We start from the raw sequence: 21,240 nt of genomic DNA, 5'->3' as shown, positions 1-21,240 counted from the left end.
CTTTTCAGGCGGGCGGATTGCTTGCCGTGGCACTCCCACCCACCCACCCTCGTAACCCTCCGGGTCCGGCCTCCGCCGGGATTGGACGTCGCTGGACGGCCAGGACCGTGGCCGACAGCTCAGGAGTAGATCACCGACAGGAAGCGCACCAGTATCGCCTCCCTGGTCGCGGCCGGAAGCGCGTCCAGCACTGCGTTCACGGCGGCCATCTCGGGCTGCTCCCGACTACGCAGGTCGATGCCCACGGAGGCGGCCAGCTCCACGAAGGTGGCGTCGTCCAGTGCATCCAGATCCAGCCCGGCGATCAGCTCGGGCAGCCCCTCAGGCACCACCGCCGGGCCCCGGTCCCGTGCCGCCTCGGCGGCCTTGGCGATCACGTCGAGCATCTCCCCGACGCCCTGAAGCGTGACCCCGGTGACCGTGATGTGGATGTTGGCCGGAATCCCCGCGTACGAGAGCTGCGGCTGGAGGAACCAGCCCAGCCGGCGCGCCTCGTCGGCCAGCACGAACACGTCCACCTCGGGCGACCCGGCGATGGCCACCAGCGACGCCGCGGGCTCGCCGAGCACCCGCAGGCCCGGGATGGCCCGCACCCCGTCGACCAGCAGCCGGGTCGCCTCCAGCGTCTGCCGCCCCAGCTCCCGGTAGCCCTCCCGCCCGAGCGCGCCCAGCGTCGCCCAGGCCCCGCCCAGCGGCCCGGCCGACCGCGAGCTCTGCACGGTCGAGTTGATGATCGTGTACCCGGGCCAGGCCGCCGACGCGAAGTACGCCTTCCGCCGCAGCCCCGCGTCCTTGAACAGCACCACCGAGGCGCCCTTCGGCGCGTACCCGAACTTGTGCAGGTCGCAGGAGATCGAGGTCACCCCGGGCACCCGCAGGTCGAACGGCGGCACCTCGGCCCCCGCCTCCCGCAGCCACGGCAGCAGCCACCCGCCGACACAGGCGTCCACGTGGCAGAACACCCCGCGCGCCGCGGCCACCGCCGCGACCTCCGCGACCGGGTCGATCACCCCTTGCGGGTAGGAGGGCGCCGAGGCCACCACGAGTACGGTCCTGTCGGTGATCGCCTCCGCCACCGCCGCCGGCGACACCTGGAAGCTCTCCAGGTCCACCGGCACCGCCACGACCTCCAGGCCCAGGTAGTGCGCCGCCTTGTGGAAGGCCGGGTGCGCGGTCACCGGGACCACGATCTGCGCCCCCGCCACGCCGCGGGCGTCCCTGGCCGCCTTCACCGCCAGCATGATCGACTCGGTCCCGCCGCTGGTGAAGACACCCGGCGCGGCCGGCTCCCCGAGCAGCTCCGCCACCGCCCCGACCACCTGTTTCTCCAGCGCCACCATGCTGGGGAACGCGGTCGGGTCCAGCATGTTGACCTCGAGCATCTCGGCGTACGCGGCCTGCGCCGCCGCGTGCACCTCGGGCCTTCCGGTGTCGTACACGTACGCGGTGACCTTGCCCCCGCGCACCGGCAGATCCGCCGCCTTCATCCCGGCCAGCTCCGCGAGCAGTTCGCCCACGCTCCGGCCCGACTCCGCTAACACGGCACCCACCCTAGGCCAGCGGCAGCCGTACCACGGCGGTCAGCCCGGGGGAGGCGTCGGCGAGGCGCACGGTGCCGTGGTGGGCGTGCACGGTGGTCCGGACGATGGACAGGCCGAGCCCGGCGCCGCCGTCGTCGCGGCTGCGCGCGGAGTCCAGCCGGGTGAACCGGTCGAAGACCCGTTCCCGGTCGGCGGCGGGGATGCCGGGCCCGTCGTCGGTCACCGTGATCTCGGCGTACGAGCCGTCCTGGGCCAGGGCCACCGACACCTTCTCGCTGCGGTGCCGGACCGCGTTGTCGATCAGGTTGGTGAGCACCCGGCCGAGGTCCATGGCGTCCCCGGTCACGGTCAGCGCGGCGGCCGGCACGTCGGCGGCGATGCCGTACCGGTCGGCGGTGCGGGTGACCAGTTCGCCCAGGTCCACCGGCTCGCGGCGGGACGGGCGGCCCTCGTCCAGCCGGGCCAGCGCGAGCAGGTCCTCGGCCAGCCGGGACAGGCGCAGGGTGTCCTCCAGCACGCCGTCGGCGGTCTCCCGCCAGTCCTCGCCCTCCGGGTGGCTGAGCGCCACCTCCAGCTGCAGCCGCATGCTGGCCAGCGGGCTGCGCAGCTCGTGCGCGGCGTCGGAGACCAGGGCGCGCTGCCGCTGCCCGGCCGCCTCCAGACGGTCCAGCATGTCGTTGAGGGTCATCGCCAGCGAGTGCACCTCGTCGTGCGCCTCCGGCACCGGCAGCCGCCGCGACCTGGCCGTCCCGGTGATCTCCGCGGCGCCCCGGCGGAGCGCGTCGATGGGCCGCAGGGTGCGCCCGATGACCAGCCAGGACGCGCCGGCCAGGAGCACCAGCAGCAGCGGGGTCCCGATCAGCAGCACGTGCGCGGCGGCCTTGGTGCTGGCCTGCACCTCGGCGACCGAGCGGGCCGCGATCACGGTGATCCCGTCGTCGGCGCTGAGCACCGTCACCCGGAGCACGCCGGGGATGCCGTACGGGCGGCCGTCCAGGTAGCGGGCCTTGCCCGCGACGACCACCTCGGCCCGGTCGGCGGCCTTCAGCAACGGGACCAGGCGGTCGGTTCCCGCGGTCGCCGCCAGGATGCGGCCGTCCGGCCCGACCACCTGCACCACGGTGGTGTCGGTGGTGGCGATCGGGCCGTCCAGCCGGTGGGCGTCGGCCAGCGCCACCACCTCGCGGGCCCGCTGGTGGATGCCCTCGTCGATGGTGGACACCAGGGCCCGCCGGAGCACGTCCACGAAGACGTACGCCGACAGCGCCAGACCGAGGGCGAGCACCGCCGCGGCGGCCGCAGTCAGCCGGACCCGGAGCGAGCGCCGCCGCCACCACCCCGCGGGGCCGCCGCGCGGCTCAGCCGCCATCGCTGACCAGCCGGTAACCGGCGCCCCGTACGGTCTGCACGGCGCCACGCCCGAACGGGGTGTCGATCTTGCGCCGCAGGTAGCCGACGTACACCTCGACCACGTTGGGGTCGGTGTCGTAGGTGTCCCAGACGTGTTCCAGGATCTCGGCCTTGGAGACCACCTCGTCGTGGCGGCGCATCAGGTATTCCAGCAGCGCGAACTCGCGGGGGGTGAGGTCGATCGGCGTGTCGGCCCGGGCGACCTGCCGGCGCGCGGGGTCCAGGGTGAGGTCCCCGGCCCGCAGCACGCTGGGCCGCCGTCCGCCGCCCCGGCGCAGCAGGGCCCGGAGCCTGGCCACCAGCACCACGTACGAGAAGGGTTTGGTGAGGTAGTCGTCGGCGCCCAGGTCGAGGCCGTCGGCCTGGTCGTACTCGCCGTCCTTGGCGGAGAGCATCAGGATCGGCACCCAGTTCTCCGCGGCGCGCAGGCGTTTGCAGACGTTGTAGCCGGACAGCCGGGGCAGCATGATGTCCAGCACCACCACGTCGTAGTCGCCGACCTGTGCCAGGTGCAGCCCCTCCTCGCCGTCGTGGGCCAGATCCACGGCGAATCCCTCGGCCCGCAGCCCGCGCTGGAGCGCCGCCGCCATCCGCCGCTCGTCTTCCACCACCAGTACCCGCATGGCCCCCATTCTGGGTGCAACCTGCTGAGATCTGGCTGAGAGCGGGGCCGGCCCCCCGGGCAGAGGGGCCAGGAGGGCCGGCCCGGAGGTCAGTCCGCGCAGACCGCGAAGACGCTGATGCCGACGCCGTTGGCGCCGATCTGGCGGCCGATGCCGATCCAGCCCCGCCCGTCGTCGGTGGGGAAGGAGCCGACCAGCACCGCGTTCGGGCCCTGGGCCTCCGCGCCGCCCCCGAGGACGCGCTTGGCGCCGGGGCAGAAGAGCGTGCGGCGCTCGAAGTTGCCGACGTTGGCGTTGGGGAGCTTGATCAGCTGGTAGCCGGGGGGCAGCGCGCCCTGCGCGACCGCGGGGACGTCGCGGGTCTGGGCGTTGGCCACCGCCGCGATACCGGCCCCGGCGGACAGCACGGTCAGGGCGGTGAGGGCGAGGACCGTCGACTTCTTCACCTGAATCGTTCTCCTTCTGATCGGCTTCCCGGAGCCCGGAAGGCAACGGGGTTGCTAGCGGAGAGTATTTAAGCGATTACTCTCCGTGTCGATATTGCTCAGCAACTGTGACCCCAAGTTGGTGATCAGTTCGGCTGAGAACGATCTCAGGCGCTCTCAGCGGTGGCACAGGTCCGACTGCGCAAGGTGGGACGGTATCCATCAGATTGGAGAAGTGAGATGCCCAAGAGAGCACGCGCCGTGAGGTGGGGGGTTCCGGTGGCCGCGGTCGCCGTGGTCGCGGTGGCCGTCGGCTCCGGGCCGGTGATCGCCGCGGTGCAGGGGGACCCGGTGTTGCCGGAGCGCACGGCCGAGCAGCTGCTGGCCGACGTGACCGCCCGGTGGGGTTCCGGCACGCTGCCGCCGATGTCCGGCACCATCATCGAGACCGCCTCGCTCGGCGTGCCGGGCCTGTCGGCCCTGGCCGGGGAGAGCACCGCCTCGCCGCTGTCCCTGCTCGCCGGTTCGCACCAGGTCAAGATCTGGTACGGCGCCGAGGACCGGCTCAGGCTCGCGCTGCCCGGCCCGATGAGCGAGCACGACCTCATCGTCAACGGTGAGCAGACCTGGTGGTGGGACAGCGCGGCCAACACCGCCGTACGGTTCCGCACGCCGGCCGAACCGGCGCCCACCCCGCTGCCGACCGTGATCACCCCGCAGGACGCGGCCGAACGGGCGCTGGCCGCGGCCGGCGACTCCACCGGCGTCACCGTGGGCAACGACGCCACCGTGGCCGGCCGGGCCGCCTACGAGCTGGTGCTCACCCCGAAGGCGGCCACCTCCCTGATCAGGGACGTCCGGCTGGCCGTGGACGGCGAGACCCTGATCCCGCTCCGCGTCCAGCTGTACGCCAAGGGCGCGGCAGAACCCGCCTTCGAGGTCGGCTTCGACTCGGTCACCTTCTCCCGCCCGGCCCCGGAGAACTTCGACTTCACCCCGCCCCCTGGCGCCACGGTGAAGGACGGCGAGATCCCCGCCCTCCCCAGGGAGCGCGTCGCCGCCGCCGCGAAGGACGAGGAGGTCAAGGTCGTCGGCTCCGGCTGGTCGGCGGTGGTGGTGGCGCCCTTCGACGCCGCCCAGCTGCCCGAGGCCGCCACGACCGTGCTGAGCTCGGCCACCCCGGTCAGCGGGGACTGGGGCAGCGGGCGGCTGATCCGGACCAAGGTGGTGTCGGTGCTGCTCACCGACGACGGCCGCGTCCTGGCGGGGGCGGTCACGCCGGAGGCGCTCTACCAGGCGGCGGGCACCCGGTGACGATCACCACGACCTCGGCGGGGGACGCGCGCACGGCGTCCCCCGCCGAGGGGGCCGCCATCCTCACCCGGGGCCTCACCAAACGCTTCCGCGGCGGGCAGCTCGCCGTGGACGGCCTCGACCTCACCGTGCCCCGGGGAGCGATCTTCGGATTCCTCGGGCCCAACGGCTCGGGGAAGACCACCACCATCCGCATGCTGCTCGGCCTGATCACCCCCACCGCCGGGACCAGCACGCTGCTGGGGGCCGGCTCGCCCGCCGAGGCGCTGCCCCGGGTGGGCGCGCTGGTGGAGGGCCCGGCCTTCTACCCGTACCTGTCGGGGGCGGCCAACCTGCGCCGGTTCGACGCGGCCGACCCCGGGGCGCGGGCCGGGACCGCCGAGGGCAGGGTGGCCGAGGCGCTGGACCGGGTCGGGCTGGCGGCGGCGGCCCGCAAGCGCTACCGGGCCTATTCGCTGGGCATGCGGCAGCGGCTGGCCATCGCGGCCACCCTGCTCGGGCCGCGCGAGCTGCTGGTGCTGGACGAGCCCACCAACGGGCTCGACCCCCAGGGCACCAGGGAGGTCCGTACGCTGATCAAGGAGATCGCGGCGGGCGGCACCACCGTGTTCGTCTCCTCGCACCTGCTCGCCGAGGTGGAGCAGATGTGCACGCACGCCGGGGTGATGCGGGCCGGGCGGCTGGTCGCCCAGGGCACGCTGGGCGAGCTGCGCGCCGAGGCGGTGCCCCGGGTCCGGGTGGAGACGCCTGACGTGACGGAGACGGTCGCCGTGCTGACCCGGCTGGGGCTGGGCGAACCGAGTGGCGGGGCGGGGGAGGTCTTCGCCGACCTGGGCGGGGTGGCGCCGGAGCGGGTGGTGGCCGCGCTGGTCGGAGACGGGGTCGCGGTGCGGGGGTTCCAGGTGCTGCGGCCGAGCCTGGAAGAGGTGTTCGTGGGATTGACGGGGGAGGGGTTCGATGTCGAGGCGTGATCCGCTCCGGCTGCTCCGCTCGGAGGTGGGGCTGACCTTCCGGCGGCCTAGGAACCTGGCGCTGCTCGGGGTGCTGGCCGTGGTCCCGGTGCTGGTCGGGGTCGGGCTGCGGATCGCCGGCGACGGAGCGGAGGGGCCGCAGGCGTTCCTGTCGCAGGTGGCGGGGAACGGGGTGGTGCTCACCTTCGCGGCGTTCTTCGTGATGGTGCCGCTGATCCTGCCGCTGGCGGTGGCCGTGGTGGCGGGGGACGCGATCGCGGGGGAGGCGAACCTGGGCACCCTGCGGTACCTGCTCACCGCCCCGGCGGGCCGTACCCACCTGCTCGCCGTCAAGTACGGAAATATCGTGATATTTGCGTTTACGGCCTGCTTGGTGGTGGCGGTGGCGGGGCTGGCCGCCGGGTTCGCGCTCTTCCCGGTCGGGCCGGTGACGCTGCTGTCGGGCACCACGGTCCCGTTGGCCGACGGGCTGCTGCGGATCGGGCTTGTCGCGCTCTACACCGCCGCGGGGATGGCCGCGCTGGGAGCTCTCGCGCTGGCCGTCTCCACGCTCACCGAGGCGCCCATCGGGGCGATCGCCGCCACCGTGGTGCTGCTGGTGGTGGCCCAGGTGCTCCAGGCCATTCCGGCGTTGTCCGCCATCAAGCCGTACCTGCTCACCTCCTGGTGGAACGTCGCCGACGGCGCGCTCCGCGATCCGATCGGCTTCGACCGGATGGGGGAGGGACTGCTGGCCTACCTGGCGTACGTGGTGATTTTCGGCTCGATCGCCTGGGCCAGGTTCACCGGCAAGGACGTCACCGCCTGACGGACCGTGGCCGCATGGGGGCGGCCACGGCCCGGGGCGTCACACTCAGGCGGCCGGGCGGCGGCGCAGCGCGAGGACCGCCACCGCGACCCCGGCGATGCCGACCGCGATGCCGATGCCGCCGATCAGGCGGGCGGTGCCGTCCGAGGCGGCGGCGGGCGCCGCCGTGCTGGTGTCGGCGACCGGGACCACGCTCGGCGCCGCCGAGTGCTCGGCGGCGGGGGAGGGAGCGGCGGCGCCGTGGGTGTCGTCACCGGTCGGGGCGACCAGCTTCAGCGTGGGGGCGGGGTGCTCGGCCTCGCTGCCGTCCGCCTTCGGCTCGTCGGCCCACTTGACCACCTCGCCGCTGGAGTAGGTCTGGGTGGCCGGGAAGACCAGTTGGTCCACGTTGTCGGGCATGAAGCCCATGGAGACCTCGAACTCCTGGAACTGGCCGGGCTCCACCTTGCCGCCGGACCAGATGATCTTCGTGACCGCCTCGCTGATCTCGCCGTACTTGGTCTGCACCGGCGGGTCGATCTTGCCCTCGGTGACCTTGACGTCCCAGCCGGGCACCGGGCGGACCGAGACGAACGCGAGCGGGTGGTCGGTCGGCAGCTCGACCTCGACCTTGGTGGTCGAGGCGTCGTCGCGCTCGTTGGGCACCCGGAAGGCGACCTTGGTGAAGCCGCCCTTCTCCGCGGTCTTGGGGTTGACGGTGACGTGCGCGAGGGCGGGCAAGGCCAGGCCGAGGGTGAGCGCGGTGACCCCGGCGGTGACGGCCAGGGCGCGACGAAGGATGGACATGCGTACTCCACTGAATGAAAAGAACATGGGGGGCTGGCGGACCGACACGGCCCGCTTTCAATGAGAAAGTCGTGATCAAGACAGCCGCAACAGTGAGTGGCCTGGTCGGAGGCCATGTGGCTGTCTATGGGACGGGTTTCTCATTGAGCAGGGAAATTTCGGGACCTGGTCCCGACGGTGTGGTTCAGGCGGGTAGTGGAGGACCCCGTCTGACCAGCGTGTGCCGGAGTTGGCCGCGTCGCGGACGCGGTGCCTGCTCGGCGCGTACCGGAACGACCGGCGCCAGGACCAGCGGGGCGGTCGCGTCCAGCAGCCGGACGAGACCGCGGGCGGCGGCGCCCACCCGGCGCAGCAGCGCCCAGAGCGCGTTCTCTCCCCGGGCCAGCCACCAGGCGGTGACCAGGCTCGCGGTGAGGTGCGCGAGCAGCATGCCGATCGTGATCCCCAGGCCCTGCCCGTGATGCCCACCGGAGGCGGTGAGCCCGATGCCGAGCACGGCCTTGACGGTCGCGCCGTGGTTGAAAAGTTCGTGCAGCCCGGCCTGGGCCGCCAGCAGCAGCCCCGCGATCAGCGCGGGGGAGCGCTCCCGCCCGGCCAGCGCGGCGGCGGAGCCGAAGACGGCCAGTCCGGCGACGGTCAGCCCCCAGGTGGTGGGCCCGTCCCCACCGGCCAGCCGGTGCCCCAGCGCCGCGAGCAGCACGCAAACCGTGGCGAAAGCCGCAGATCTCACCAGACGGAACGGCAGATCGGCCGGCTCGTCGGGCCTGTCGTGCGGATGGGGGGACACGGTTGGTCATCTTCTCACGCACCGGGCACGGTGTTGGAGAGCAGGGAAAAGATCTTTCTCGTCAAGGCGCGTGCCTTTTCAGAAGGTTTGTCGCTAATGTGGCCGACGCGAACGCTCCTCCGGGCGTTCCCGGACGAGGTGGTGGACATGCGGCACATCTTCGGGCTGCTGGTGGGCGTCATCGTCGCCGCTGCCCTGCTGTTCGGGGGTGGCTGGGCCACCCGGGAGTCCAACCGGGGCATGACCGAGAACATCGACCCGAGCCGGGACACCCGGATGCTGATCGCCCTCGGCATCATGCTCGTGCTCGGCCTGCTGGTCGGCCTGGTGCTCTCCGGCCGGATCTCCCCGGTCGCCACCTTCATCCCGTCCATGGTCCTGCTGGCCTGGACGGTGGTGTACGCGCTGGACGTCAGCCGCGCCGCCGAACTGGCCCCCGCCGGCGCCTCGGTCCAGAAGGAGATCGCCGAGGCGGGCCAGGGCATGCTCACCCTGCTCGGCAACGGCGTCTACGGCCTGCTGGGCATCGCCCTGTTCGTCCCCGTGCTCATGCCGTCTCGTTGGTCGGGCCCGGCCCGCGACGAGGACGACGAGTATGAGGAGACCCAGCCGGAGTACTACTGAGCGGACCCTGACGTGGCGGCGCCCAGCAGCTGGGGCGCCGAGGGAAAGGGGATCCCGGTGTCCGCCGTGCCCAGCCGCTTGACCCTGCCGATCGTGAACCCGGCGGCCTCGATGGCCGCGGCGGTGTCCCTGCCGCAGTGGCACCCGCCGACGAGCAGCGGGAACACCGTGGCGTCCAGCACCCGCTGAACCCGCCGCCGGCCCGCGCTCTCGGCCCGTACGTGTTCAAGGAACCGCAGTTCACCCCCCGGACGCAGGACCCGGCGGAGCTCGGCGAGCGCCCCGGCCTGGTCGGTGACCGTGCACAGCACCAGGCAGGTGACCGCGGCGTCGAACGAGGCGTCCCCGGCGGGCAGGTCCTCGGCCACGCCGTCCACGACCTTGATCGAGACAGCCGCCCGGGCGGCGCTCGCCTCCGCCAGGGAACGCAGCAGGGGCTCTGGCTCGACGGCCAGGACCTCCGTGACCGCCGGCGGGTAGTGCGGGAAGTTGAGCCCGTTACCCGCGCCCACCTCCACCACCCGCCCGGACAGCCCCGCCAGCAGGGCCCGGCGGTGCGGGGCCAGGCTGCGTTCCAGCGCCGGGCTGACCCGCGCGTAATACCGGGCGTACCGAGGATGCCCACGACCCATCGGAGAACTCCTTTACCGTGACTTCGCTTCGAAGCTACGGCGTGCCAGGCGCGGGCGCGTGTGCTAGCGGTCGGCCAGCCGGTAGACGAAGCGCAGCCCGGACCAGGTGGTGTCGACAGCGCATACCTTGTTGTCGACGAGTCTCCTGGCCAGTCCGTAGTCGCGGACCGGGTTCTCGGTGAGGTCGGTGGGGACGCCGCTGGACTTCTTCGGCCAGCAGACCCAGAGGCCGCCGTTCCTGGCCAGCCTGGCCGCCGCGCCGGGGAAGCCCTCGTGCAGCACGGCCAGATCGGGGCAGAAGAGCAGGATCACGTCGTACGGCTCGGGAGCGCCGTCGTCGGCGTGGTCGCCGTCGACGCCCTGGTCGGCGAGGGTCGCGGGGGCGCCGAGCAGCAGCACCCGGTGGCCGGGCTTGATGCCCAGCTTCCGCGGCAGCGGGGTGCCCGAGTAACCGGCCAAGTCACGCTCCTATTTCCGATTTGTAACACGGCTGTAAGCCATGGGTTACCTACCCCACGGTAGATATGACTGTTTGTGGGGAAATGTCCTATTAGGGAGGTCTGCATGGACGACATCAACGTTGACGTACGCCCCACGTACCCCGTCAGCTGGCAGGCCGCCGCGTGTAACGGGCTGTTGCGCGGCACGATGAAGCCTATTTCCTCGGTCTTGTTGCGCCACAGCATGAGCCTGGTGGTGGCCCAGCGCCTGATCGCCTTCGGCGGCCGGGTCCCGGGCCTGTTGCCGGGCATGATGCCGACCGGCACCACCATCACCCCTGATGACCTGGGGGGTTGCCCCGGCGAGTGGGTGCGTGGCGGGGAGGAGTTGGACGAGGGCAAAGTCGTGCTTTACCTGCACGGTGGTGGCTACTTCATCGGCTCCCCGGTGACCCACCGGCCGATCACCTGGCGACTGTCCATGGTGACCCGCCGTCCGGTGCTGGCCCTCGACTACCGCCAGGGACCCGTCAACACCCTGGCCGACTCGCTGGCCGACTCGCTCGCCGCCTACCGGGCGCTGCTGGAGCGTGGCCACGAGCCGGAGGGCATCATCCTGGCCGGTGACTCCGCCGGCGGCCACCTCACCCTCGCCACCCTGCTCTCCCTCCGGGACGCCGGTCTCCCGCTGCCCGCCGCCGGCATCTGCCTGTCCCCGTGGACCGACCTCAGCGACGTTCCCCGCAGCGCCAACCGCTGGGCCGACCCCATGCTCCCCGCCAGCCGGGTCGACTGGCTGGCCCGCCAGTGGACCGCCGGTCTCGACTCCACCGACCCCCTGGTCTCCCCCGTCTACGGCGACTACATCGGCATCCCGCCACTCATGATCGTCACCGGCTCCACCGAGGTCCTGCGCGCCGAGGCCTACCGGGTGGCCGAGCAGGCCCGCAAGGCCGACGTCCCCGTACGGTACGAGGAGTGGAATCGAATGCCCCACGTGTTCGCCCTGCTGGCCGACATCGTGCCCGAAGCCCGACTGGTCTTCGGGCATATTCGCGGCTTCGTCGAGGCCGTCGAGACCATGGAGTCAGACGCCGCCGCCGCGTGAGTGCTGTGACGGCTGTGGCCGCTGCGACCTGGGAATTCTTACCTTGAGGTGCCAGTGGCCTTACCTGTCATGCCGACTGTGACTAGTTACCTCCTTGGCGCGTTCCAACGCCGCACAGTTGGCCTATGGCGCGTGGAGCTGGGCTTCGGAGTGGCATGCCCCCCGGTGTGCGGCCGCTCTCCGTGGGGGACCCGGTCATCATTGGGCGGTACCTGCTGCTGGGGCGGTTGGGCACCGGTGGGATGGGTGTGGTCTATCTCGCGGAACATCCCGATGGCGGGCTGGTCGCGCTGAAGACGCCCCATGCGGTGCACCTGGCGGATCGGGTGCTGCGGGCGCGTTTTGAGGAAGAAGTGGCGTTTTCGCGGCGGGTTGTTCCCTTTTGCACCGCCGCGGTGCTGGAGCACGGGCTTGATCAGGATCGGCCCTTCCTGGTCACCGAGTACATCTCGGGGCCCGCGCTCTCCCAGGTGATCGCGGCCCGCGGGCCGCTCACCCCCGACCTGGCGTACGGCGTGGCCCTGGGCACGGCCGCCGCGCTGCTGGCCACGCACGAGGCGGGCCTGGTGCACCGGGACCTCAAGCCGGGGAACGTGCTGCTCTCGCCGCGCGGTCCCTTCGTGATCGACTTCGGCATCGCCAGGGACCTGGACGTGCTGGCCGCGCACACGCAGGCCGGGCAGGTGATGGGCAGCCCCGGGTGGGTCGCCCCGGAACGGCTCACCGGCGGCCACGCGCTGCCCTCCTCGGACATCTTCTCCTGGGGCTGCCTGGTCGCGTTCGCGGCCACGGGGCACCATCCGTTCGGGTCAGGGGAGCCCGAGGTGGTGATGCGCCGCATCCTGGTGGAGGAGCCCCGGGTGGCGGCGGTGCCCAAGCTGCTGTGGGACACGGTCTCCGCGGCGCTGCGCAAGGAGCCCACCGAGCGGCCCGACGCGGCGGAGCTGCTGGCCGCGCTGCTGGTGGCCGGGGGGATCGGGCTGGCCTCCGACAACCGGGTGGCGGTGGCCTCGGTGCTGGAGGAGATCTGGCAGCCGGTGCCGTACCCGCCCGAGCCGGCGCCGGTGGGGGAGTCCGTCGAGTTCGCGCCCGTGGACACGGGGAAGCGGCGGCGCCGGGCGCGTAAGCCGCTGGGGACCGCGCACGCGGGGTTCGCGGCGCTGGCCACCGTGTCCATCGCGGCGATGACGGTGATCGCGGCCGCGGAGGGCGGCGCGGCGCGGTTCGAGGGGGTGGCGGAGCCGCCGGCGGCCATCCCGCTGGTCATTCCCGAGGAGGACAGCACGCTGGTGCCCGGGGTGCTGGGCACCTCGCGGCCCATCGTGGACGGGCGGCCCACGGCCGGAGTGCAGGTCACCGTGACCGCGACCCGGACCGTTCCCCCGGCGGGGGAGACGCCGGACGACCCGTGGAGCTCGATGTTCCCCTCCCCGGCCCCGCCCACCGAGACCGGGCCGCCGCCGTCGAACACGGCGGCCCCCTCGGCGTCCCCGACCCGCAGTCCCATCCCGACGGGCGGTATCACCACCGAGCCCCAGTGGGGTGACGAGGAGTCCCCGCAGCCCTCCCCGTCCCCGTCGCCCAGCCCGTCCCCCTCGCCGTCCCCGTCGCCGTCACCGTGAGCGGGGCCTACCGGATGGCCTTCAGGTTGACGATGACGATCTTGCCGTTCAGCCCGTAGGCGTACATGTCGGTGTCGCCGCCCTGGAACGCCGTGGAGCTGAAGGTGCCGTCCTCGGCCGGGCGCAGGCCGAGGTCGGCGGTCTTGCCGGTTTCGAGGTCGACCATCACCTGGCCCATCATTCGCGATCCCGATGCCAGGTCGCTCTTCAGCTCGAGCAGGACGAAACGGTCGAGCGCGATGGCGGGCGGGCCCATGACGGACAGGTGGGGGATGACCTGGCGCTCCGGGTTGCCCCGGAGCTGGAGGACGGCCGCCTCCTCCGGTTCGTTCTGCTGGCCGACACAGCGGGTGAGACCGCAGCTCCACCAGGAGGATCGCTCGTCCTGACGGGAGACCACCCGCTTCTGGCCGTTGCTGTCCTCGACCTCCACCTTCTCCGGCTCCCGGACGTCGATCCCGGACTGACGGCGTTCGCCGGTCCTGAAGTTGAGCAACTCGCCGAAGGCGGGTTCGCCGCCGGCGGCGTACTCGTCGGGCCGGCCCAGCCACGGGTAGGCGTACAGGTGGTAGCCGTCGGTGCCGGGCACCCGCTGCGGCGCGCCGCCGTCGAGGGGGAGGCGCCAGAGGCCGCCGTCGCCTCCCTTGGACCAGTAGGCGGCGCCGTCGGCGACGGTCAGGTTGTAGATCGAGCCGCTCTCGCCGCGGCTGTCGTCGTCGACGGTGCCGAGGACCGTTGCCTGGCCGCCGGTGACCGGCGCGGACCAGATCTCGGCGATGTGCCGCCCCCCGTCGCGGCGGGCGGTCACCCAGAGGATGCGCCCCTCCCCGGTGGTGAAGTGGGAGGCGTACATGGTGGTCTTGGGCAGGGTGGGCACCCTGACCAGTTCCCTGGTCTCGCCGGTGGCCAGGTCGTAGGAGGCGAGCATGTCGGCCTTCTCGAAGCTCGCCTCGGTGTTGACGAGCAGCTTGCCGTCGTCGAGGAAGAGCAGCGCGTGGAACTTCTTGCCGTTGGGGAGCCGGTTCGGGATCTCCCGGACCGCGTCCGGCCAGACCTCCGCGAGGGGCGGGGGGTACTCCACCTCGGGCGAGCGCGACGGCCCGGCGGTGGCCGACGGCGGCCGGGCGGTGATCGTGCCGTCTCCCCCGGGCGTACCCGGGGCGAAGAGGACGGCGGCCGTCACGGTCGCGGCGGCGGTGGCCGCGGCGGCCAGAGGGTAGACGAAGCGGAAGCGCCGCCGGGGGGCGGTCAGCTCCGGGGGAGCGGGCGGCAGCTGCCGGGCGGCGGTGCGGAGCGTGCGCCGGAGCCGTTCTTCGAGGTCGTTCATCGCGGGCTCCCGGAAGGCTGGAGGGTGCGGAGCTTGTCGAGGCCGCGGGCGGCCTGGCTGCGGACCGTGCCCCGGGAGATGCCCATGATGTCGGCGATCGCGGCGTCGGAGAGGTCCTCGTAGTAGCGCAGCACCAGGACGGTGCGCTGCTTCTTGGGCAGGGTGGCCAGGCTCGCCCACAGGTCGCCGTCCTCGGGGGAGTCGAAGACGGGCCGGTCCGGCGGGTTCCAGGTCAGTTGCTCGCGGCGGCGTAATCGCCAGGCGTTGACGTGCAGGCGGGCCATCGTGGTCCGCGCGTACGCCTCAGGGTCGCTCTTGCGCCGGACGCGAGGCCAGGCCGCGCGGAGCCGTACCAGGGCCTCCTGGGTCAGGTCGGCGGCGTCGTGCGGGTTGCCGGTCAGGACGTAGCCGAACCGGAGCAGCGCGTCCGCACGGTCCCGGGCGAACCTCGCGTAGTCGTCGTCTTCTTCCACACCGTCTGGACGGTTCGGCATGGCGAACTGTTGCATCCATGACATTGGCCCCGCCACATCAGCCGTCAGGTCCCTGGGGGTGACCTGCGGTGTGGCGGGGCCAATGGGCTTGGCGGCCGTCGGGATCAGTCGTGGAACTGGGCCTCCTCGGTGGAGCCGCGCAGCGCGGTGGTCGAGGACTCGGGGGCGATGGCCGTGCTGACCAGGTCGAAGTAGCCGGTGCCGACCTCACGCTGGTGGCGCGTGGCGGTGTAGCCGCGGCGCTCGGCGGCGAACTCGCGCTCCTGGAGGTCGACGTAGGCGGTCATGCCCTCGTCGGCGAAGCCCCTGGCCAGGTCGAACATGGCGTAGTTGAGCGAGTGGAAGCCGGCCAGCGTGATGAACTGGAACTTGTACCCCATGTGCCCGAGCTCCCGCTGGAACTTGGCGATGGTGGAGTCGTCCAGGTGCCGCTTCCAGTTGAAGGACGGGGAGCAGTTGTAGGCGAGCATCTGGTCCGGGTACTCGGCCTTGATCGCCTCGGCGAACTCGCGGGCCACGTCCAGGTCGGGGGTGGCGGTCTCCATCCAGAGCAGGTCGGAGTACGGCGCGTACGCCAGGCCGCGCGCCACGCACGCGTCCACCCCGTTGCGCACCCGGTAGAAGCCCTCCGCGGTCCGCTCACCGGTGGTGAACGGCTGGTCGCGGGGGTCGACGTCGCTGGTGAGCAGGGTCGCCGCCTGGGCGTCGGTGCGGGCCACGACCAGCGTGGACACCCCGCAGACGTCGGCGGCCAGCCGGGCCGCGTTGAGGGTCTTGATGTGCTGGCCGGTCGGGATCAGGACCTTCCCGCCGAGGTGCCCGCACTTCTTCTCGGAGGCCAGCTGGTCCTCCCAGTGCACGCCCGCGGCCCCTGCCACGATCATGCCCTTCATCAGCTCGAACGCGTTGAGCACGCCACCGAACCCGGCCTCGGCGTCGGCCACGATCGGGGCCAGCCAGTGCGGGGGCGGCTCGCCGTTTCCGTCCTGGAACCCTTCGGCCCAGGTGATCTGGTCGGCGCGGAGCAGCGCGTTGTTGATCCGGCGCACCACGGCGGGGACCGAGTTGGCCGGGTAGAGGCTCTGGTCCGGGTAGGTCTGCCCGCCCAGGTTGGCGTCCGCCGCGACCTGCCAGCCGGACAGGTAGATCGCCTTGAGCCCCGCTCTGACCTGCTGCACCGCCTGGTTTCCGGTCAGCGCGCCAAGCGAGTGCACGTAGTCCTCGGTGTGCAGAAGGTCCCAGAGCCGCTTGGCGCCGAGGCGGGCCAGCGTGTACTGCTCCTGCACGGAGCCGCGCAGTTTCACCACGTCCTCGGCCTGGTAGGACCGCTCCACCCCGGCCCAGCGCGGGTTGGTCTCCCAGTCATGCCGGAGTTGGGCGGCCTCGGCTTTGAGGCGTTCCACCATCATCTCCACTCACTCCCTTGTTGCCGGCCCGGTTGGGTGCACATCCCGTTCGGCGGGCCTCGTCGTCACCTGGGTGCTTGTTTTGAGTTTGTGTCGACGTCAAGAGATCCAGCAAGGCGAGGTTGCTCGAAATATGCTCAAATTTTCTTGTCTCACAAGACTGTCTGGTATTCAGCGAAGAAGAAACGGCAACTTTTCTCTGTGGACTAGACCAATTGTTGTGAGCCAGGTCACTCCAAGCTGCCAGATTTGTCCGGATATAAGGGGTTTTACCCGGCCCGGTGGCGCGTACCGTCGCGCGTTGTGTGGAGTCGCTCACACTAGGGTGGAAGAAGGCGTGAAATTCTGCCTAGGATCGATGCATGCCCTCCTTGACCGGCGAAGAACCGCTGTCTTTGACGCAGGAGCTCGATCTGCTCGCCTTCGGCCAGCGGCTCAAACACCTGCGGCGGCAGCGCGGGCTGACCCTGTCCGAGCTCGGCGAGCGGGTCGGCCGCGCGCCCAGTCAGCTCTCACTGCTGGAGAACGGCAAGCGCGAGCCGAAGCTGTCGCTGCTGAAGTCGCTGGCCGGCGCGCTGAACGTGCAGGTCGAGGAGCTGCTCAGGCGGCAGGCGCCGAACCGGCGGGCCCAGTTGGAGATCGCCCTGGAGGAGGCCCAGCGCGACCCGCTGTACGCCTCACTCGGGCTGACCAAGCTGAAGGTCTCCGCCAAGATCACCAATGACGTGCTTGAGCACATCCTCGGCCTGTACGAGGAGCTCAAGGCCCGGCAGGCCAAGGGCACCGCCACCCCGGAGGAGGCTCGCGCCGCCAACGCCGAGCTCCGCCGCAGGCAGCGGGAGCTGGGCAACTACTTCGAGGAGATCGAGCGCGCCGCCGCCGAGGCGCTGGCCGCCGTCGGGTACCGTACGGGCGCGCTCTCGCAGAGCACCGTGCAGGCGCTGGTGACGCACTTCGGGTTCACCGTGCACACCGCGCCCGACCTGCCGAGATCCGCCCGCTCAGTGACCGATCTCCGCAACCGCCGCATCTACCTCAAACGCGAGCACCTCGGGATGCACACCCCGCGGACCATCCTGCTCCAGACCATCGGGCACTTCGCCCTCGGCCACCACAAACCCCGCGACTTCGCCGACTTCCTCCGCCAGCGGGTGGAGGCCAACTACTTCGCCGCCGCCGTGCTGGTGCCGGAGGCCGCGGCGGTGCCGTACCTGCTGGAGGCCAAGCGGGACCGGGCGCTGTCGGTGGAGGACCTGCGGGACGTCTTCGCCGTCTCCTACGAGATGGCCGCCCACCGGTTCACCAACTTGGCCACCCACCACCTGGACCTGGTCTGCCACTTCGTCCGCAACGACGCCGGGGGCATCATCTACAAGGCGTACGAGAACGACGGGATCGTCTTCCCCGCCGACGAGCAGGGGGCCATCGAGGGGCAGCGGCTCTGCCGGCAGTGGTCGGGGCGGCGGGTCTTCCAGTCCGGGGACCGGGACTCCCCGTACCACCAGTATTCGGACTCCCCGGTCGGCACCCACTTCTGCGTCGCGCACGTGGACCTGTCCCAGGCGAAGGACTTCGCGATCACCCTGGGCGTGCCGTTCCGCGAGTCCCGCTGGTTCCGCGGCCGCGAGACCACGGTACGGACCAAGTCCAACTGCCCGAACGGCGAATGCTGCCGCCGCCCGCCGACCGAGCTGACGCAACGCTGGGAGGGCTACGCCTGGCCGTCCGCCCGCGCGAACTCACACGTGCTGGCCGCCCTGCCGCCCGGTTCCTTCCCCGGCGTGGACGAGGCCGACGTCTACGCCTTCCTGGAACGCCACGCCGCGGCGGGCTGAGCCCGGCGCCCGGTCCGGAAGCGGAACGGGCGCAACCGCGAGGTGACCAGCCGGATCCCGGCCAGCGAGAGCAGGAACGAGGCGCAGACCAGCCCGAACATGATCACGGCGAAGACGGCCCCGTGGTGGTTGAGCACCTTCTCCACCTCCACGCCGGTGGCCCGGGCCAGCAGCACCTTGACCACCTCCTGCAGGCTCAGCACCATGGCCGCCGCGCCGACCGCCGCCCCGACCAGGCCGCCCGTCCACTCCGAGAGGGTGTCCATCCGCTGCTGGAACCAGGCCAGGTTCTGGCGCACCTGGGTTTCCAGGCCGGTCAGGTCCCGGACGCGTACGTCGTCCAGGTTGTGGCGGAGCAGCGGGGCCAGCAACTGGCCGATCCGGGAGTCGAGCACGTAGTCGTCGCTGGTGCTGGCCACGATGTGCTGCCACCGCTCCACCTGCGCCCGGCTCACCGAGCGCCGTTCGGTGAGCACCCGCTGGGTGTCCCGCTGCACGCACATCAACGTGGTCCGGCGGAGCGCCAGGAACTCCATCAGCTGGGTACGGTCGGCGTCCACGGTGTCGTGGCAGGGATCGACCTGCCCGGTCGAGCTGAGCAGGAGCGCGCGGGACTCGCTGAGAAACCACCAGACGTCGGGGTCGAGCTGGTTGGAGCCCACGGGATTCGGGGGGATCGTCTGGTCGCCCGGATAGAGCAGGGCCTGGGCGACCGCCCGGGCGTGCCGGACGGGATCCTCGGTGACCAGGCGGTCCAGGCGGGGGAGCACCAGCTCGATCTGGGGTCCGAAGCTCACCGGGAAGGGGTAGGCGATCTCCCCGCGCGCGGCCATCTCGTGCAGGCGGTCGCAGCCCTTCATGCCCTCCACCGCCCAGGTGTGCAGGGGCGATCCCGTCCGACCCCTGACCCGTTCGGTGAGGTCGAGGTAGACCCAGTTCATCAGGCTGCGCACCCCGCCGGTGACCGGTCCGGGACTGTCGGGTACGTGCCAGGCGAGCGGGTAGTCGTACACCCAGAAGGCGCGGTCGAACTGGTGCAGGAGGTCGGCGCCGGCCGCGCGGGGGAGGGTGGCGTGCTGGGCGAGGAGGGTCGGGCGGATGACGACGAACCCGGACGCGTGGGCCAGGATGTGAATGGAGACCTTGCCGCTGACCGGCTGGTCGCCCTGGGGGAGCCGGAGCACGCCGTCGAAGGGGATGGGCGCCAGCCGTACCCTGGCGAAGTGGCCGAGGCGGCGGGACTGGAGGTCGTAGAAGGTGTTGGCGCTCACGTCGTACGGCTCGGCGTCCTGGCGCATGCCGGCGGCTAGGAGTTCCGGCGGGGGAATATCGGAGAGGACCCCCAGGTCGTAGCCTCGAAACCAGCTCACGGTCCAGACGGGGGGTAAAGGATCATAAATGATCACTTTCGCGATTCTAGCCCACGACGAGGCGGCGACCGTGGGAGACGCGGTGGCCCAGGCGCTGGCCGCCGCGCGTTCCGGCGACCGGGTTCTGGTCGTGGACAGTGGCTCCACCGACGACACCGCCTCGCGGGCGCTGGCCGCCGGCGCCGAGGTCGTCCCGGGACCGCTGGGCAAGGGCGCGGCGATGCGGCTCGCCGCCAAGAACACCGACACTCCCTGGATCTGCTATCTGGACGCGGATCTCATCGAGACCTCCGACAACATTCCGTCGCTGCTGCGGGAGGCGGCTCTGACCGGCCCGGCGGAGCTGGCGATGGTCGTCGGGGAGTTCCGCGATCCGCCGCCGGAGCCGGTTCTGGCCAACACCATCGCGCTTTACCCCACTTTGGTGAGGGTGCTCTTCCCCGAGGCGGACGGGCGGTTCGGGCGGCGTCCGTTGAGCGGGTTCCGCGTGGTCCGGCCGGATCTGGCCGAGGGCCTGCCGGATGATTTCGGGGCGGAGGCGTACCTGAACCTGACGGCGGCCGTCGCCCGGCGGCCCTTCCTCGTCACCCCGATCGGGGTCTACCGGCAGCGGTTCCGCTACAAACCAGGCATGGGACAGGAGATCGGGCGGGCGATCCTGGACGTCGCGGTCACCGCCGGGCGGCTGCACCCCGAGTACCGGCCCGCCTGGGACCAGTGGGTCGCCTCTCTCACCGAGACGATCGCCAGCTACCGTGGCCACGACAAAGATCGTGAGGCATTCGTCCGCCATCTGATGACCGCCGCCGCGGCGCCACTGCCGCCGGCCGGCCCCCGGGGAGGGACATGAAGCTGGGCGCCAGGACCTTCGACTTCGACCGTCAGGTGGCGGTGATGGCGATCATCAACCGGACGCCGGACTCCTTCCACGACCGCGGCCGCACCTTCGCCCTGGACAAGGCGGTGGACGCCGCGCTGGCCGCGGTCGCCGAGGGAGCCGACTGGCTGGACATCGGTGGCGTGCCGTTCGGGCCCGACGGCCCGCAGGTCAGCCCCGAGGAGGAGATCGACCGGGTGGCCCCGCTGATCACCGCCGTTCGCGCGGCCACCGACGCGGTCATCTCCGTCGACACCCACCGGGGTGTGGTGGCCCGGCACGCGCTCGCCGCCGGCGCCGACGTGGTCAACGACACCAGCGGGGTCAGCGACCCTGCATTGGCCGCCGCGGTGGCCGAGGCCGGGGCAGGCCTGGTGGTCACCCACAGCATCTCCGGCCCCCGGGTCCGCCACCCCCGCCCGACATATGACGACGTAACCGCCGAAGTCATATCATTTTTGCGAGCCCGGGTCGCGTGCGCGCTCGACGCGGGCGTCGCCGCCGACAAGATCATCATCGACCCCGGCCACGACCTCAACAAGAACACCCTGCACAGCCTCACCATCACCCGCCGCCTGTCCGAGCTCGCCGCCCTCGGCCACCCCCTCCTGGTGGCCCTGTCCAACAAGGACTTCATCGGCGAAACCCTCGACCGCCCGCAGCACGACCGCCTCCCCGGCTCGCTCGCCGCCGCCGTCTTCTGCATCCTGCAGGGCGCCCGGATCGTCCGAGTCCACGAGGTACGGGCGACCGTGGACGCCGTCCGGATGACCGAGGCCATGCTCGGCTGGCGCGACCCCGTACACCTCCGCCACAACATGTGATCGCCGACGCGCGAGG

General features: G+C 71.8%; 21 protein-coding genes. 9 read left to right on the top strand and 12 right to left on the bottom strand.

The features are described 5' to 3' along the window. Positions 1–119: 119 nt before the first annotated feature. The 4 genes from KIP79_RS42460 to KIP79_RS42445 all read right to left on the bottom strand — a co-directional run bounded on the left by KIP79_RS42460 (position 120) and on the right by KIP79_RS42445 (position 4,020). Entirely contained in the window at positions 120–1,541 is a 1,422-nt protein-coding gene (locus KIP79_RS42460; RefSeq protein WP_308170202.1) for a pyridoxal phosphate-dependent decarboxylase family protein, read from the bottom strand. Between the two features lie 10 nt (positions 1,542–1,551). After that, positions 1,552–2,910: a sensor histidine kinase gene (locus KIP79_RS42455; RefSeq protein WP_214110717.1), complete on the bottom strand. Its 1,359-nt coding sequence runs from the start codon at positions 2,908–2,910 to the stop codon at positions 1,552–1,554. Further along, on the bottom strand, positions 2,900–3,574 hold the full coding sequence (locus KIP79_RS42450; RefSeq protein WP_214110716.1) for a response regulator transcription factor: 675 nt from the start codon (positions 3,572–3,574) through the stop codon (positions 2,900–2,902). The genes KIP79_RS42455 and KIP79_RS42450 overlap by 11 nt, the downstream gene beginning before the upstream one ends. Before the next feature lie 89 nt (positions 3,575–3,663). Further along, complete coding sequence (locus tag KIP79_RS42445) at positions 3,664–4,020, bottom strand: hypothetical protein (RefSeq protein WP_308170201.1); 357 nt, start codon at positions 4,018–4,020, stop codon at positions 3,664–3,666. 219 nt (positions 4,021–4,239) lie between these two features. On the opposite strand from KIP79_RS42445, the gene KIP79_RS42440 reads away from it, so the two are divergent. The 3 genes from KIP79_RS42440 to KIP79_RS42430 are packed head-to-tail and all read left to right on the top strand — an operon-like array spanning position 4,240 to position 7,092. Further along, on the top strand, positions 4,240–5,313 hold the full coding sequence (locus KIP79_RS42440) for a LolA family protein (RefSeq protein WP_214110715.1): 1,074 nt from the start codon (positions 4,240–4,242) through the stop codon (positions 5,311–5,313). Next, positions 5,310–6,284, top strand: a complete 975-nt coding sequence (locus tag KIP79_RS48835) for an ABC transporter ATP-binding protein (protein WP_214110714.1) — start codon at positions 5,310–5,312, stop codon at positions 6,282–6,284. Before KIP79_RS42440 ends, KIP79_RS48835 begins: the two co-directional genes overlap by 4 nt. Further along, a complete protein-coding gene (locus KIP79_RS42430; RefSeq protein WP_214110713.1) occupies positions 6,271–7,092 on the top strand; it encodes an ABC transporter permease in 822 nt (273 codons plus the stop codon). The genes KIP79_RS48835 and KIP79_RS42430 overlap by 14 nt, the downstream gene beginning before the upstream one ends. A gap of 45 nt (positions 7,093–7,137) precedes the next feature. Here the strand turns inward: KIP79_RS42430 and KIP79_RS49900 are convergent, their stop codons facing one another. Both KIP79_RS49900 and KIP79_RS42420 read right to left on the bottom strand, forming a co-directional pair. Beyond that, the gene (locus KIP79_RS49900) at positions 7,138–7,878 is read right to left on the bottom strand and encodes a YcnI family copper-binding membrane protein (protein WP_214110712.1); all 741 of its coding nucleotides are present in this window, start codon (positions 7,876–7,878) and stop codon (positions 7,138–7,140) included. Between the two features lie 184 nt (positions 7,879–8,062). After that, the gene (locus KIP79_RS42420) at positions 8,063–8,665 is read right to left on the bottom strand and encodes an MFS transporter (RefSeq protein WP_214110711.1); all 603 of its coding nucleotides are present in this window, start codon (positions 8,663–8,665) and stop codon (positions 8,063–8,065) included. Between the two features lie 96 nt (positions 8,666–8,761). Between KIP79_RS42420 and KIP79_RS42415 the strand changes: the two genes are divergently transcribed. After that, positions 8,762–9,289, top strand: coding sequence for a hypothetical protein (locus tag KIP79_RS42415; RefSeq protein WP_250214763.1), 528 nt, complete (start codon positions 8,762–8,764; stop codon positions 9,287–9,289). Here KIP79_RS42415 and KIP79_RS42410 read toward each other — a convergent pair. Continuing rightward, positions 9,283–9,921 (bottom strand): class I SAM-dependent methyltransferase, encoded by a 639-nt coding sequence (locus KIP79_RS42410; protein ID WP_214110710.1) that lies wholly within the window; start codon positions 9,919–9,921, stop codon positions 9,283–9,285. The genes KIP79_RS42415 and KIP79_RS42410 overlap by 7 nt on opposite strands. 63 nt (positions 9,922–9,984) lie before the next feature. Beyond that, complete coding sequence (locus KIP79_RS42405; protein WP_214110709.1) at positions 9,985–10,380, bottom strand: hypothetical protein; 396 nt, start codon at positions 10,378–10,380, stop codon at positions 9,985–9,987. 105 nt (positions 10,381–10,485) lie between these two features. Between KIP79_RS42405 and KIP79_RS42400 the strand changes: the two genes are divergently transcribed. Beyond that, positions 10,486–11,469, top strand: coding sequence for an alpha/beta hydrolase (locus KIP79_RS42400; protein WP_214110708.1), 984 nt, complete (start codon positions 10,486–10,488; stop codon positions 11,467–11,469). Between the two features lie 155 nt (positions 11,470–11,624). Then, a complete protein-coding gene (locus KIP79_RS42395; RefSeq protein WP_214110707.1) occupies positions 11,625–13,091 on the top strand; it encodes a serine/threonine-protein kinase in 1,467 nt (488 codons plus the stop codon). A gap of 7 nt (positions 13,092–13,098) precedes the next feature. Here KIP79_RS42395 and KIP79_RS42390 read toward each other — a convergent pair whose 3' ends face one another. The 3 genes from KIP79_RS42390 to aceA all read right to left on the bottom strand — a co-directional run bounded on the left by KIP79_RS42390 (position 13,099) and on the right by aceA (position 16,321). Then, positions 13,099–14,418, bottom strand: a complete 1,320-nt coding sequence (locus KIP79_RS42390; RefSeq protein WP_214110706.1) for a TolB-like translocation protein — start codon at positions 14,416–14,418, stop codon at positions 13,099–13,101. After that, positions 14,415–14,912, bottom strand: a complete 498-nt coding sequence (locus KIP79_RS42385; protein ID WP_214110705.1) for a SigE family RNA polymerase sigma factor — start codon at positions 14,910–14,912, stop codon at positions 14,415–14,417. Before KIP79_RS42385 ends, KIP79_RS42390 begins: the two co-directional genes overlap by 4 nt. A gap of 104 nt (positions 14,913–15,016) precedes the next feature. After that, entirely contained in the window at positions 15,017–16,321 is a 1,305-nt protein-coding gene (aceA, locus tag KIP79_RS42380; protein ID WP_214110704.1) for an isocitrate lyase, read from the bottom strand. A gap of 359 nt (positions 16,322–16,680) precedes the next feature. On the opposite strand from aceA, the gene KIP79_RS42375 reads away from it, so the two are divergent. Then, complete coding sequence (locus tag KIP79_RS42375; RefSeq protein ID WP_250214762.1) at positions 16,681–18,153, top strand: helix-turn-helix domain-containing protein; 1,473 nt, start codon at positions 16,681–16,683, stop codon at positions 18,151–18,153. Here the strand turns inward: KIP79_RS42375 and KIP79_RS42370 are convergent. Then, positions 18,117–19,523 (bottom strand): hypothetical protein, encoded by a 1,407-nt coding sequence (locus tag KIP79_RS42370; RefSeq protein WP_214110703.1) that lies wholly within the window; start codon positions 19,521–19,523, stop codon positions 18,117–18,119. The two genes, KIP79_RS42375 and KIP79_RS42370, sit on opposite strands and share 37 nt — an antisense overlap. A gap of 28 nt (positions 19,524–19,551) precedes the next feature. Between KIP79_RS42370 and KIP79_RS42365 the strand changes: the two genes are divergently transcribed. Together KIP79_RS42365 and folP are read left to right on the top strand one after the other, a co-directional pair. Then, complete coding sequence (locus KIP79_RS42365; protein ID WP_214110702.1) at positions 19,552–20,373, top strand: glycosyltransferase family 2 protein; 822 nt, start codon at positions 19,552–19,554, stop codon at positions 20,371–20,373. Beyond that, entirely contained in the window at positions 20,370–21,224 is an 855-nt protein-coding gene (gene folP, locus KIP79_RS42360) for a dihydropteroate synthase (protein WP_214110701.1), read from the top strand. Before KIP79_RS42365 ends, folP begins: the two co-directional genes overlap by 4 nt. The last annotated feature ends 16 nt before the right edge of the window (positions 21,225–21,240 follow it).

It is taken from the genome of Acrocarpospora catenulata (assembly GCF_018476525.1).
GTDB lineage: Bacteria > Actinomycetota > Actinomycetes > Streptosporangiales > Streptosporangiaceae > Acrocarpospora > Acrocarpospora catenulata.
Note: the sequence above shows the minus strand (reverse complement) of the source record. Positions and strands in the feature narration are given on the sequence as shown.

Coding starts and splice junctions, on each gene's coding strand:
- KIP79_RS42455 (WP_214110717.1), bottom strand. CDS start 2,910: ATGGCGGCTGAGCCGCGCGGCGGCCCCGCGGGGTGGTGGCGGCGGCGC.
- KIP79_RS42450 (WP_214110716.1), bottom strand. CDS start 3,574: ATGCGGGTACTGGTGGTGGAAGACGAGCGGCGGATGGCGGCGGCGCTC.
- KIP79_RS42440 (WP_214110715.1), top strand. CDS start 4,240: ATGCCCAAGAGAGCACGCGCCGTGAGGTGGGGGGTTCCGGTGGCCGCG.
- KIP79_RS42430 (WP_214110713.1), top strand. CDS start 6,271: ATGTCGAGGCGTGATCCGCTCCGGCTGCTCCGCTCGGAGGTGGGGCTG.
- KIP79_RS49900 (WP_214110712.1), bottom strand. CDS start 7,878: ATGTCCATCCTTCGTCGCGCCCTGGCCGTCACCGCCGGGGTCACCGCG.
- KIP79_RS42415 (WP_250214763.1), top strand. CDS start 8,762: ATGTGGCCGACGCGAACGCTCCTCCGGGCGTTCCCGGACGAGGTGGTG.
- KIP79_RS42410 (WP_214110710.1), bottom strand. CDS start 9,921: ATGGGTCGTGGGCATCCTCGGTACGCCCGGTATTACGCGCGGGTCAGC.
- KIP79_RS42400 (WP_214110708.1), top strand. CDS start 10,486: ATGGACGACATCAACGTTGACGTACGCCCCACGTACCCCGTCAGCTGG.
- KIP79_RS42395 (WP_214110707.1), top strand. CDS start 11,625: ATGCCCCCCGGTGTGCGGCCGCTCTCCGTGGGGGACCCGGTCATCATT.
- KIP79_RS42390 (WP_214110706.1), bottom strand. CDS start 14,418: ATGAACGACCTCGAAGAACGGCTCCGGCGCACGCTCCGCACCGCCGCC.
- KIP79_RS42385 (WP_214110705.1), bottom strand. CDS start 14,912: ATGCCGAACCGTCCAGACGGTGTGGAAGAAGACGACGACTACGCGAGG.
- aceA (WP_214110704.1), bottom strand. CDS start 16,321: ATGATGGTGGAACGCCTCAAAGCCGAGGCCGCCCAACTCCGGCATGAC.
- KIP79_RS42375 (WP_250214762.1), top strand. CDS start 16,681: ATGCCCTCCTTGACCGGCGAAGAACCGCTGTCTTTGACGCAGGAGCTC.
- KIP79_RS42365 (WP_214110702.1), top strand. CDS start 19,552: ATGATCACTTTCGCGATTCTAGCCCACGACGAGGCGGCGACCGTGGGA.
- folP (WP_214110701.1), top strand. CDS start 20,370: ATGAAGCTGGGCGCCAGGACCTTCGACTTCGACCGTCAGGTGGCGGTG.